Source organism: Pontibacter roseus DSM 17521, from assembly GCF_000373265.1.
Taxonomy (GTDB): domain Bacteria; phylum Bacteroidota; class Bacteroidia; order Cytophagales; family Hymenobacteraceae; genus Pontibacter; species Pontibacter roseus.
The window spans coordinates 1,309,558-1,322,462 of sequence record NZ_KB890761.1; the positions used below are offsets into that span (position 1 = coordinate 1,309,558).

Annotated in this window: 11 protein-coding genes; 7 read left to right on the forward strand and 4 right to left on the reverse strand. The window is 53.4% G+C overall.

Annotated elements, in window-relative coordinates:
• The first annotated feature begins 17 nt into the window (after positions 1–17).
• From porX to B051_RS0106090, 3 genes are read left to right on the forward strand one after another with little or no spacing between them, the layout of a single operon-like run.
• Positions 18–1,580: a T9SS response regulator signal transducer PorX gene (gene porX / locus B051_RS0106080; RefSeq protein ID WP_018477295.1), complete on the forward strand. Its 1,563-nt coding sequence runs from the start codon at positions 18–20 to the stop codon at positions 1,578–1,580.
• Positions 1,573–2,019, forward strand: a complete 447-nt coding sequence (tsaE, locus tag B051_RS0106085; RefSeq protein ID WP_245539587.1) for a tRNA (adenosine(37)-N6)-threonylcarbamoyltransferase complex ATPase subunit type 1 TsaE — start codon at positions 1,573–1,575, stop codon at positions 2,017–2,019. Before porX ends, tsaE begins: the two co-directional genes overlap by 8 nt.
• 1 nt (position 2,020) lies before the next feature.
• The gene (locus B051_RS0106090) at positions 2,021–3,247 is read left to right on the forward strand and encodes an alanine dehydrogenase (RefSeq protein WP_018477297.1); all 1,227 of its coding nucleotides are present in this window, start codon (positions 2,021–2,023) and stop codon (positions 3,245–3,247) included.
• Positions 3,248–3,931: 684 nt separating this feature from the next.
• Here B051_RS0106090 and B051_RS0106095 read toward each other — a convergent pair.
• A complete protein-coding gene (locus tag B051_RS0106095; protein WP_018477298.1) occupies positions 3,932–5,248 on the reverse strand; it encodes a M20/M25/M40 family metallo-hydrolase in 1,317 nt (438 codons plus the stop codon).
• Positions 5,249–5,358: 110 nt separating this feature from the next.
• Between B051_RS0106095 and B051_RS0106100 the strand changes: the two genes are divergently transcribed.
• The gene (locus B051_RS0106100) at positions 5,359–6,441 is read left to right on the forward strand and encodes an AI-2E family transporter (RefSeq protein ID WP_018477299.1); all 1,083 of its coding nucleotides are present in this window, start codon (positions 5,359–5,361) and stop codon (positions 6,439–6,441) included.
• Between the two features lies 1 nt (position 6,442).
• Here the strand turns inward: B051_RS0106100 and B051_RS0106105 are convergent, their stop codons facing one another.
• The 3 genes from B051_RS0106105 to B051_RS0106115 all read right to left on the reverse strand — a co-directional run bounded on the left by B051_RS0106105 (position 6,443) and on the right by B051_RS0106115 (position 8,938).
• Positions 6,443–7,009: a GNAT family N-acetyltransferase gene (locus B051_RS0106105; protein WP_033316745.1), complete on the reverse strand. Its 567-nt coding sequence runs from the start codon at positions 7,007–7,009 to the stop codon at positions 6,443–6,445.
• A gap of 125 nt (positions 7,010–7,134) precedes the next feature.
• A complete protein-coding gene (locus B051_RS0106110; protein ID WP_018477301.1) occupies positions 7,135–7,998 on the reverse strand; it encodes a dienelactone hydrolase family protein in 864 nt (287 codons plus the stop codon).
• A gap of 139 nt (positions 7,999–8,137) precedes the next feature.
• Positions 8,138–8,938 carry an NYN domain-containing protein gene (locus tag B051_RS0106115; protein WP_018477302.1) on the reverse strand — a complete coding sequence of 267 codons (801 nt, stop codon included), beginning with the start codon at positions 8,936–8,938 and terminating at the stop codon, positions 8,138–8,140.
• Positions 8,939–9,219: 281 nt separating this feature from the next.
• Between B051_RS0106115 and B051_RS0106120 the strand changes: the two genes are divergently transcribed.
• The 3 genes from B051_RS0106120 to B051_RS0106130 all read left to right on the forward strand — a co-directional run bounded on the left by B051_RS0106120 (position 9,220) and on the right by B051_RS0106130 (position 12,812).
• Positions 9,220–10,242: a hypothetical protein gene (locus B051_RS0106120; RefSeq protein ID WP_157578531.1), complete on the forward strand. Its 1,023-nt coding sequence runs from the start codon at positions 9,220–9,222 to the stop codon at positions 10,240–10,242.
• 46 nt (positions 10,243–10,288) lie between these two features.
• A complete protein-coding gene (locus tag B051_RS0106125; protein ID WP_018477304.1) occupies positions 10,289–11,284 on the forward strand; it encodes a DUF1028 domain-containing protein in 996 nt (331 codons plus the stop codon).
• Positions 11,285–11,387: 103 nt separating this feature from the next.
• Complete coding sequence (locus B051_RS0106130; protein WP_018477305.1) at positions 11,388–12,812, forward strand: M20/M25/M40 family metallo-hydrolase; 1,425 nt, start codon at positions 11,388–11,390, stop codon at positions 12,810–12,812.
• Positions 12,813–12,905: the final 93 nt, after the last annotated feature.

Consider the following 12,905-nt stretch of genomic DNA (forward strand, 5'->3'; position numbering starts at 1 on the left):
CGCAACCAAATAAAACTATGCAAAGATATACGATTTTATGGGCCGATGACGAAATCGACCTGCTCAAGCCACACATTCTTTTCCTGGAGGAGAGGGGCTACGACATCACCCCTGTGAACAGTGGCGCCGATGCCATCGAGAAGGTGCAGGAGCAGGGCTACGACGTGGTGTTCCTGGATGAGAACATGCCCGGCATCAGCGGATTGGAGACCCTGAACGAGATAAAGACCATCCGCCCGGCCATGCCTGTGATTATGATTACCAAGAGCGAGGAAGAGCATATCATGGAGGAGGCCATTGGGGCCAAAATAACCGATTACCTTATCAAGCCGCTCAACCCCAATCAGATACTGTTGTCCGTGAAGAAGGTGCTGGAGAACAAGCGCCTGGTGTCGGAGCGAACCAATTCGAGCTACCAGCGCGATTTCCGCCAGCTGGGCATGGCCTTTGGCGAGCGCCTGAGTCCGGGCGAGTGGGCTGATATCTACAAAAAGCTGGTATTCTGGGAGTTGGAGATAGACGAGACGGAGAACAAGAGCATGGCCGATGTCATCAACATGCAGAAAGACGAGGCCAACTCCAACTTTGCCAAGTTCATCATGGACAATTATGAAGACTGGATTAACAAGGATTCGGACGATGCGCCGCTGATGTCGCACCAACTGTTCAAAGAGCGTGTCATACCTATGATGAAGGAATCGGACAAGCCGGTCTTCTTTCTGCTGATTGACAACCTGCGCTACGACCAGTGGAAGGTGTTGGAGCCGCTCATTTCTGACTATTTTACCGTAGACTCGGAGGAGATGTATTACTCTATCCTGCCTACCACCACGGCCTATGCCCGGAATGCCATTTTCTCAGGTATGATGCCAACCGAAATCGTTAAGAAGTACCCGAACCTGTGGGTGAGCGACGATGAGGAGGAGGGCAAGAACCTGAACGAGCCGGATTTTCTGGAGATACAACTGCAGCAGAACCGCATCACCGACAAGCACAGCTACCACAAAATCACCAATCCGGCTGCCGGCAAGGACCTGATAGGCAAGTTCAACAACCTCGACAACAACAAGCTCAATGTGATTGTCTACAACTTCGTGGACATGTTGTCACATGCCCGGACCGACAGCAACATGGTGCGCGAACTGGCCCCGGATGAGTCGGCCTACCGCTCCATCACCAAATCCTGGTTCATTCACTCGCCCCTGTTTGAGACGCTGAAGCTGATAGCCGACCGCAAGGCCCGCCTCATCATCACCACCGACCACGGCACCATCCGGGTGAAAAGGCCTTTCAAAATCATCGGTGACAGGCAGACGAACACCAACCTCCGGTATAAGCACGGTAAGAACCTGGGCTATACCGATAAGGACGTATTCACAGTACGAAAGCCAGAGCGATTTTTCTTGCCAAAAGCCAATGTTTCCACTACGTTTGTGTTTGCGATTGAGGACTACTTCTTCGCCTACCCAAACAACTATAACTACTACGTGAACTACTACAAGGACACCTTTCAGCATGGAGGTGTGTCACTGGAGGAGTGTATCATACCTTTTGTCACGCTGACGCCTAAGAATGTATAACACAGGAGTTGAAAAGGCAAGTTTCAGGATGTCGTCGTTGGAGGATTTACCAGCGGCGGCTTCTGTGCTTTTAGAGGAGTCCCGGCAGGAGCCGGTTATACTGTTTGAGGGGCCCATGGGGGTCGGCAAGACCACCTTTATCAAGGAGTTGTGCCGCCAAATGGGGGTAGAGGAGAACGTAAGCAGTCCCACCTTCGCCTTGGTGAACGAGTACGAGACCAACACCGGGAACCTAATTTACCATTTTGACTTTTATAGGATTAACGAGGAGCGAGAGGCACTTGCCATTGGGGCGCTGGAGTATTTTGACTCCGGCCATACCTGCCTGATTGAGTGGCCCTCTCTGATTCCCAACCTATTGCCGGAGCATTACCTGCTTGTTTCGCTGCAGCCAGCAGCCGAAGGCGAGGAGCGCACCATGACTATAAACCGCGTATGATATGACGGAGAGATTCGCCGTTGAGCTAGGAAAACTGGCAGCCAGCCCTGCCCTTTACCCAAAGGAGTCGATGCTGGCAGTGGAGGAGCGCCATCGCAGCCTGTTCATCGGGCTCCCCAAGGAGTCGTCTTTTCAGGAGAACCGTATCGGCCTCACTCCTGACGCCGTGAAGCAGTTGTGCGACCACGGACACAAAATATGGATTGAGACCGGAGCTGGAAGTCCATCCAAATACTCTGACAACGACTATTCAGAGGCCGGCGCCAAAATCGTGTACTCTACCGAGGAGGTTTACCAGGCCAGCATCGTACTCAAAATCGCGCCGCCTACTTACGACGAGATTGAGTTCCTGCGCCCCGGCCAGACCCTGATTTCGGCCCTCCATTTCGGCAACCTGACCGCTGATTATGTCAATGCCCTGCTTCGCAAGAAAATCAACGCCATTTCGTTTGAACTGATTCGCGACAAGTCGGAGTCGAAGCCGGTGGTGCGTGCCATGAGCGAGATTGCAGGCAGCTCCGTGATGCTGATTGCAGCCGAGTTCCTGAGCAGCAGCAACGATGGCAAGGGCGTTATTCTGGGAGGTATAACAGGGGTTGCGCCGTCCAAAGTGGTCATCATGGGCGCCGGCACCGTAGCCGAATATGCCGCCCGCGCTGCACTGGGCCTTGGCGCCGAGGTGAAAGTGTTTGACAACCACATCTACAAACTGCGCCGCCTGAAGCACAACATCGGGGCACAAATCTTTACTTCTACGCTCGACAAATCTATCCTGTACAACGAACTGAAGCAGGCCGACGTCGTGATAGGAGCCCTGGTGGCAGAGGAAGGGCGTATGGCCTGTATGGTAGAGGAAGGGGTAGTGGCCCAGATGAACCCGGGTTCTATCATCATCGACGTGTGCATTGACCAGGGAGGCTGCTTTGAGACCTCCGAGTTGACTTCGCACAGCCGTCCGGTATACCGCAAGTATGACATCATTCACTATTGTGTGCCGAACATCGCCTCGCGGGTTCCCCGAACGGCCTCTAACGCGCTGAGCAACATCTTCACGCCAATATTCACCGAAATCTCTAAGTTTGGGGGCATCAACGAGGTGCTGTTCACCAATGAGCATTACCGCAGCGGTGTGTACATTTACAAAGGCAGCCTGACTAACTCCCAAATCGCCAAGCGGTTCGGGATGCGTTATAAGGAGTTGGGGTTGATGATAGCGGTGAGGAATTAGAGGTATAGCAGATTGTATATCAAACCAGAAGGTCCAACCTGGTACAGGCTGGACCTTCTGGTTTATGATGGTGTTCATCTTGTTTCGTAGCTGCTATCCTTTTTATACCTATACCTTTGTTGTTGCATCGCTTCGCCTGGCCGGCGGGGCCTCACTTTTTTCCTTGATGAAAAAAGTAAGCAAAAAAATCAAGACGATTTTAAACTCGCTGACGCTCAAACAAAAAATCGTCAGTAGGTGCACCTAGCTGATGCCGCTGCTGCTTGGCTGCTGTGGAAACTCTCCCCTTGAGGGGAGTAAGAGGGGTGTTAAGGCTATACCTACTCCCTGTCCTTTGCCTTGCAACACCTGTCACTCCACTCTCTCATTATTCCACCCGTTCTGTCATTCCGACGAAAGGAGGAATCTGTTACCATAGCCACCGCCGGTGCGAGCGCAGCGGGAACCGGTGGTGAAAGATGCGGACTATTTTGCACCTAGGTTGTTCCTCTGTTCCCTTCTCCTCAGAAAAGCCGCATCTGCGCTGGCGTTGGATGTTCGGCCCGTAGGACGTGAGATTCTTCCTTTCGTGAATGACAATAATGCTTGATGGGATTCGTACAGGGGAGTCCCCTACTTAGTAGGGGCAGGGGTGGTTGGACCCGGAGCCGCCAAAATGCCTGCTGCAATACCATTCAAGCCTCTTTACTTCACCAGCGCCTTGTCCACGCGCAGAGGCGTGTCCTCGCCGGAAACCACGCCTTGGGCTGCCAGTGCTATGGCTTTAATCATGCTGGTGAAGTGCGGCATGTCGAGCAGTTCGAACTCATCCTGCACGGTATGGTAGGTCTTGTCCTGGTCTATCTGCACCGAAGAAATCGTATGAGCCGGCACACCCAAACGAGCCAGGGTGGCGTTGTCGGAGCGGTAGAACAGGTTCTGCTCCGGGTAAGGGTCTGGGTGGATGCTGTAGCTGGTACCCTGCAGGCGTTTCTGCATCAGCTTACCCATATCCGACTTCTCGAAACCGGTGAGGTAGGCGCTGTTGGGACCGAACTTAGAGGGCTTGCCCACCATCTCGATGTTGAACATGGCCACAATCTGGTCGGGGTTGAGCTTCTCAGAAAAGTAGCGGGAACCGTGGCCGCCAATCTCCTCGGCAGTGAAAGCCGCGAAAATGAGGGTACGCTCGGGTTGGGGCTGTGCCATGAAGTGACGGGCCAGCAGCATCACGGCCGTGGTGCCAGAGGCATCGTCGTCGGCTCCGTTGGCAATGCTGTCGCCATCAATGGGCTTCTGTATACCAATGTGGTCGTAGTGACCCGAGAATACGACGAATTCGTTTTTGCGCTTTCCTTCTATCATGCCCACCACGTTGGAGAGTTCCAGCCTTTCCACGGTGTTCTCGAACTTGACCTGGTATTTTTTGGCCGATGTCTGGTCGGTGAGCAGGTATACCTTGCTGCTCCCTTTGCCTGTCTCCCGCTTGATGCTGCCGCGGTCCAGTCGGTTCTTATACATGTTGAAGGCCTCAGCATGGCTCGGGTGGATGAGCACCAGCGCGTCCTGCTCCTTGGCGTTGGCCTCCATGAAAGCCGTTCTGAAGTTGTCGCCCTCTTTGATACGGATGATTTCTTTTTTGTCCTTCTGCTTCCACTCCAGGCGCTCCTGCCCACTGCTGACCAGCACCTTTTCCGGCGCTATTTTTTTACCTGCCAGCTTCACGTCCGTCTGCTTGGGTTTGAACCGGTACACGTAAAAAGTCTGGCGGTAGGAAGGGCCTTGGCTGGAGCTGCTGCCGTTGAGCGGAACAAGGCCCGCCTGGTGAAACTCTTCCTCTATAAAATCAGCGGCCTTCTCAATGCCAGGGGAGAAGGTGGCACGGCCTTGCATGTCATCGGCGCTCAGGGTCTTGAGGATGCGGCTGGCATCTTCCTGGGTGATGGCGGTGAGGTCCTGAGCGGAAAGGGAAGCGCTCAGAAAAAGGGACAAAGCAGCTGCGACCAGCTTCTTTCGGGGCATAGGTATAGCGATATTCACGATTAGGATTTTGTGGAATTTTTAGGAATATTGTCAGGGTGAAAGCGGCCTTGGGAAAGTGCATTCCAACTGACCGTCCAATATAGGCAATTATGGAGAACAGCCCCAAAGTAAACTGGCTAAAGTTGCTGCAGTACACTGTCCTGGTTTCGGTGCTGTTATACTTTGGGCGTAATCTTTTTGTTCCGCTCAGCTTCTCGCTGCTCATCAGCTTTGTGCTATACCCTGTCGTGCGTTGGATGGAGACGAAAGGCTGGTCCCGCTGGGGAGCTATCCTGTTCTGTCTGTTGCTCCTCTTCGTGCTGGTGGGGGTGCTGGCCTGGCTCCTGGTGCGCCAGATGCTGGACTTCGGGCAGGAGTGGCCTGCGCTGCAGCAAAAGCTATTGGGTGCCTGGAGCAAGTTGAGTCTATACCTGGAACAGCAGTTCGGGGTGGACGATGTGCAGCGGGTAAGCTGGATGGAGGGCCTGGTGACAGACGCGACTTCCACAGTCTTCAACGTGGTGCAGGGGGTGCTCTATACCTCGGCTGTGTCGGTGGTGTTACTGCTGCTCATTCCGCTTTATGCCGCGCTCATTCTGTACAACCGGGAGCAGCTGGCCGCAGCGCTCTTCTCCATGTTCCCCAAGTCAGAGCACCGCACCATCAGCAGCATCCTGCGCGAAACCATCACCACGTATTACAACTTCATCAAAGGGATGCTCATCGTGTACGCCGTGGTGGGCCTGCTCAACAGCCTGGGCCTGCTGCTACTGGGTATACCGCACGCTTTCTTCTTTGGGATTGTGGCCTCTCTCTTGACGTTCATACCTTATGTGGGCATCTCCATCGGGGCTATTCTGCCTATGGCCGTAGCCTGGATTACGTACGACTCGGTGTGGTACCCGCTTGGGGTGGTTATCGTGTTCTCGGTGGTGCAGTACCTGGAGGCGAACCTCATTTTCCCTTGGGCTGTGAGCTACCGGTTGCAGGTCAACATGCTGTTCACGCTGCTGGCCATTGTGGCGGGTGGCATACTGTGGGGAGCCTCCGGCATGATTTTGTTCGTGCCGTTCCTGGCCATCCTCAAGCTTATCGCCGACAAGCACAGGGAGCTGAGGCCGTTGTCGTTGTTGCTGGGCAGCCACGTGAAACAGCCAAAACCGGCAGTGGTAAACAAGGTGCTAAAAAAGTAAATCAGGCTTTCTGCTGCTCCCATTCCCGCTTCAGTAGGCTGTATACCTCCAGGTCGATGAACGCGCCCCGCAGCCATTCCCCTGCCCGTTCTATACCTTCCAGTTGGAAGCCGAGTTTTTTAGGTATGGCGCTGCTTTTGTGGTTGCCTACGCCCACCCGTATCTGAATGCGGTTCATGTGCAGGTGGTCGAAGGCCTGTGCCAGCAGCGCCTGACAGCACCGCAGCATGATGCCCTTTCCCTGAAAATCCTCGCCTAGCCAGTAGCCTATCTCCAGCCTTTTGTTCACACGGTCGATGGCCTTGAAACCGATGATGCCCGCCATCTGCCCTTGGTAGCGAATCGTGTATACCTTGTCCTGCATGTTGCCGGGCGCCGTGACCGTGCGCAGAAATAGCTCCGTATCTGCTACAGACTGACTGAAGTCGATGAAAGGCAGCCACTCCCGCATGTAGGCACGGTGCTCGTCAATGAGTTGGTACATGGCGGGGGCGTCTGACTCCTGCGCCTCGTGCAGCGCCAGGTCTGGCGTGATGGCAATGGGTGGCGGGTGATTTATGGTCTTCATAGTCTTCAGGTATAGCACCCACACCCCAGGCAAATCCATTGCGGTAGGTATGCCATGGAGGTATAGGTCAAGAAATTACAGAACGAATCAGTGTTGCAGGCAAACAGGTATAGCCTTGGATGCTGCTAGTCCAGGAGGTGTTTCTGCAGGAACTCCACAGCCAGCTTATGGGCGTTTTCAGCGGCTACTTTGTCATACTTGGGGTTGCTGGGGTTGGCGAACGCGTGCACGGCGTCGTACATCTTGATGGTGACATCATTATCAGCCTCCTTCATCTTCGCTTCGAACTCTTGGACAATCGCTGGGGTGATGGAGCCATCCTGTTCGGCGAAAATACCCAGAACGGGTGCCTCCAGCTTTTTAAGTTTCTCCACGTCCCGCTCCGGCATACCGTAGTAAATCACGGCGGCCTTTGCCTCTTCGCCGGCCAGCAAAGCGGCCTGCAGCGACCAGCCTCCGCCAAAGCACCAGCCTATGGTGGCAATGTCTGCGTCTCTGCCGGCGTAGCCGATAGCACCGTTTATGATGGCTTTGGCCCGCTCATTGTCCACGGCCTGCACGTACTGCATGGCCTGCTCGCGCTCTTTGGCCACTTTGCCATCGTACAGGTCCAGCGCGATGACGTTCACATCGCCCACCTCGCGGTGCAACCGCTCCGCCTCCTGCATGATGTAGTCGTTGAGGCCCCACCACTCGTGTATCACCAGCAGGTAGTTATCCGTTTTTTTGGCTGCCTTTATTTCGTAGGCCGAGGCGGTTTTGCCGTCTGGGGTTTTGTAGGTTATTTTCTTACCGGCCTTGTTCTGCAGCGTGAAGGGGAGCGGGTTCTCGTGTTTCTCCGCAAAGGATTTGTCGTTGGCCAGCATGGCGAATTGGGTAGTCGCTTCAGCGGAAGCCGGTTTTACGCAGCACGGCATCTTCTCCTGCGCCACGGCGCGCTGCATCATGAACAGGCAGAGCAGGCCCATCAATACGGTTATTTTTTTCATAGTGTAAAGGTTTAGTGGGTTAGTATACTGTAAGTTATGGGTTTTCTGAATGACCTAAAAGCGGCATCTGTAAAAATCAAACGGCCCTTCCTCTGCTAGTACAGAAGAAGGGCCGTTTTGTTACTGGTTTGCGTAGAATCTATTCTTTGGCTGCACCGGCCTCCTTGGTACTGTTGCGACGCCTGCTGGTGCTGCGCCTCTTCACATACACCGCCGATGAGCCTTTGTCGTCCTCTTTCCGGATAGTGAACAGGTCTTTGTGCGCCTTGATAAGTTGTATGAGTTGACTATACCCGAACGTGCGCGGGTCGAAGGCTGGGTCCAGGGTGCGAAGGCTTGTACCGATGCCCCCCAGGTGCGCCCAGCCGTCCTCGCCAGCGGCCATCGTAAAGGCCTCCTTCAGCATCGGCACGGGGTTAGGCCTTGGATTTTCCTTGCCGTTAGGCGTGGATTTGTCTGCCGCCGCTATTTGCTTCTCGCCAATGTCGTCAGTCAGGTTCTCTGTGTAGATAAAGATGTTACAGGCATTCACGAACGGCTTGGGCGTTTTGCGCTGGCCGATGCCCATCACAAAAATGCCCGCCTCCCGGATGCGGGTGGCCAATCGGGTATAGTCACTGTCCGACGACACAATACAGAAGCCGTCTACCAGGTGGCTGTGCAGCAGGTCCATCGCATCGATAATCATGGCGCTGTCGGTGGCGTTTTTGCCTACGGTATAGCGGAACTGTTGGATGGGCTGTATGGCGTGGTTGTTCAGGCAGTCTTTCCAGCCGTTCATCTGTGGGGTGGTCCAGTCGCCGTAAATGCGGCGGATGGTGGTTTGTCCGTATTTGCCGGCCTCGGCCAGTATTTTGACGATAAGGGTTGGTTGCGCATTGTCGCCATCTATCAGCATGGCCATGCGCTGTTGTTTTTTCTCGTGGAGGGGTTTGCTCATAAATCAGTTTGCGCCGGGTTATTTTACCATGCTAAGCGCCGAATTTGGTATGTTATACTTGGGAAATAAAGATGGGTTGTAACAAGCTAGGGAATTCCCTATATAAGAGGAGATTGAGTATATTGGTGTGTAATTTAACGCTTTTAATTTTATAAGGATAGGCAAGGGCGAGTTATTTGGCTGGAGGTAAGCCAATGACCTTGGATTCTTTTACAATAAAAGTCCCAATTAATTGTCACCTTAATGGAATTGAGAAACCAATGCACAGACTAATTCTAACTTTGCTGGCAGTCATCGTGTTCTCCTGTACCAAAAAATTAGATAACCCAAATCAATTGGTGTTTGACAGGATTGCGTACGTATACGGCCTCAAGCCGCCCATAGCAAAGGATATTTGGCCAGGCTTTGATGAAAAGCAATATGATGTTCCATTAATTTACTATACCGACTCTTCTTCCTTCATAGCCAACCCCTCTAGCAGGTTTTTAGAGACACATAAACCCGCGCTCGTTTTCCAGAACGGCGATTTAAAGGTATACAAAACTAGCACTCGCCTCGATAGTATTCCTTTTCATATGGCCGTGAACTTTACGTTTGGCGATTCAAGCGCCTACGATAATTATGCGCCCTTTATGCATTGCAGCAGTCTGGAAGAAACACGTAAGGTCGTGAAAGATGTGACTTCAACAGAGGTATGGGTAACGATGGTAGTCCATGAGTATTTTCATGGGTTTCAATTCCAGCATAAGGGCTACCTTGACTATTTTGTGGATAGCGTTGCGACATTTCAGAAACATAAACTGAAAGGACTTTACAACGACCATGCTTGGTTCAAAGCAAGTATAGACAGAGAAAATAGCTTATTGCTACATGCCTTAGAGGCTAAAAACCGGGAAGAAACCAAAAGGTTGATTTCCGCTTTCTTCGAAGAAAGGAAAAAACGTAGACATGAAACTTCTCAGAAACTAAATCTAGATATTGATGCGTCTGAAAAGACGTATGAGACACTAGAGGGTACAGCAAGGTATGTAGAACAGAAGCTCTACGAAAGATTTCCTCATAAGCGTCCTAACGTTACATTGCAAAAGTCAGATTCAGCTTATCAAGCTTACAAGTCTTTCAAGGATTATAAATTGGAGAAGGATGAATGGCTATACCTAACAACAAAGACGCCTAGTTACTTTTACGCTACTGGCTTCAACATGACAAGAATCCTTGATAAGCTGGGTGTGCGGTATAAAAATCAACTTTTCAAACAACATAATCTGGCCTTAGAAGATATACTAAGGGCAATTTCAAGGTAACAACAGCTTCAGCTAAAACTCCATGTTTTAAACCCCAGTACGCCCCATGAAAAAAGTATTCTCCATCCTAACCCTCCTTCTCACCGTGACACATTTTTCAGCACAGGCGCAGGTGTTCAAAAGTGAAGAACCCCTGGCCCATACCTATTCAATCGTAGCCCGCGACGCGAAAACCGGCGAGATGGCCGTTGGCGTGCAGAGCCACTGGTTCTCGGTGGGCACCGCCGTGCCTTGGGTAGAGGCGGGCGTGGGCGTGGTGGCGACGCAGTCTTTCACCAACAAATCGTTTGGCTTGCGCGGGCTTGCTTTGTTGAAAGAAGGCAAGTCGCCGCAGGAGGCGCTGGATATCCTGCTGTCCGATGACGAGGCCCGCGAGGTGCGGCAGGTGTCCATTCTGGATGCGCAGGGCCGCGTGGCGACGCATACCGGCAAACAATGCATCCGCTACGCCGGCCACATCACGGGCAAAGATTTCTCTGTACAGGCCAACATGATGCTCTCTGACAAGGTATGGCCGGCCATGGCGAAGGCATTTGAGACCAGCGCGGGCAAGCCATTGGCAGAAAGAGTTTTGCTGGCCATGCAGGCCGCCGAGCGGGAGGGAGGCGACATACGCGGTAAGCAGTCGGCGGCGTTGGTGGTGGTGCGCGGCAAAGCCTCCGGTCAGCCCTGGGACGACAAGACCATCGACCTGCGGGTGGATGACCACGCGAAACCGCTGGATGAATTGGAGCGTCTGCTCAAGGTATACCGCGCCTACGAGCACATGAACAACGGCGACCTGGCCATAGAGAAGGGGCAGATGGAGAAGGCCATGGAAGAGTATGGCAAAGCCGAAGCCATGTTTCCCGACAACCTCGAAATGAAGTATTGGCACGCCATCACGCTGGCCAATAATGGCGACATTAACGGCGCTACAAAACTCCTGAAAGAGGTATACCAGAAAGACAAGAACTGGAAAGAGCTGACCGAGCGCTTGCCGGAAGTGGGCATGCTCACCCTGTCGCCGCAGGATTTGCAGAAGGTGCTGCAAGTGAAGTAGGTAATCGGGAATTGAGGCAATTGTTGTCTATACCTCAAAATGATTTCTTAAATTAAAGGTCACAAACGAATCTACTCACCCTTACAAGCTATCACACCTTACCATGTCATTCAAACACAGACTACGCGCCTTCGCAGCCGGTGCCGCCTTCCTGGCTTCCGTTCCGGCCATGGCGCAGGAAAACTACACCGCTGACTCCACCACCATCCGCAAATTCTATGACAGCGCCCTCACCAGCCACGAGAGCTACGAGAACCTGCGCTACCTCACCAAGAACATCGGAGCCCGCCTGAGCGGTTCGCCGCAGGCCGCCGCTGCTGTGGAGTGGAGCCGGCAGGTGATGGAGAAAATGGGCCTCGACCGGGTATACCTGCAGGAGGTGATGGTGCCCTATTGGGTGCGCGGCGACAAGGAAATCGGGCGCATCCTGAGCGGCCGGAACGGCAGCCAGGAAGTGAATATACTGGCGCTCGGCAGCTCCGTAGGCACTGGTCTGCAAGGGCTGAGCGCACAGGTTGTGGAAGTGCAGAGCCTGGAGGAACTCGAGAAGCTCGGCAAGAAAAAGGTGAAAGGCAAAATCGTTTTCTTCAACCGCGCTTTCGATAACCGGCATGTGCACACCATGGCAGCCTACAGCGGGGCCGTAGACCAGCGTGGCGGAGGCCCGGTGGCAGCCGCCAAACTCGGTGCGGTGGGCGTGCTGGTGCGCTCCATGGCCAACGAAATACAGGACGTAGCCCACACCGGCAACACCCGCTATGCCGACGATGTGGAGAAAATTCCGGCAGCCGCCATCAGCACCAAAGGAGCCGACCAACTGAGCGCCCTGCTGAAGGAAGACGCTGACCTGAAATTCTACATGCGCATGACTTGCGAGACGCGTCCGGATGTGCTGTCCTACAACGTGATTGGCGAGATAAAAGGCTCTGAGAAGCCTGATGAAATCATTGTGGTGGGCGGTCACCTGGACTCCTGGGATGTAGGCGAAGGCGCCCATGACGATGGCACCGGCTGTGTGCAGTCTATTGAAGTGCTGCGCCTTTTCAAGGAGCAGGGTATACGCCCGAAGCGCACCATCCGTGCTGTGATGTTCATGAACGAAGAGAACGGCTTGCGCGGTGGCCGCAAGTACGCTGAAGTGGCCAAATCCAAAGGAGAGAAGCACGTAGCGGCACTGGAGTCTGATTCAGGTGGCTTCACCCCACGCGGCTTCGGGATAGACGGCAACGATGCCCAGTATGCCAAAGTGCTCACCTGGAAATCGCTGCTGACGCCTTACGGTCTGCACGACCTGACCCGTGGTGGCGGCGGTGCTGACATTGGCCCACTGAAGGGGCAGGGCACTGTGGCCCTCATCGGCTTCCGACCCGACTCGCAGCGCTACTTCGACTACCACCATACCGCCATTGATACCTTTGAAACTGTCAACCGCCGCGAAATGCAGCTGGGCGCAGCTTCCATGGCTGCCTTGGTATACCTGATTTCAGAATATGGCCTAGACGGTGGCCCTGCTAAGGCAGTGAAGTAATTTGTAAATCTTTAAACGAAAAAGCCTGCCCGGGTTAATACCCAGGCAGGCTTTTTTGTTTTTGATTAGAAAGTAGCCTAGGGAGGTTTTCAA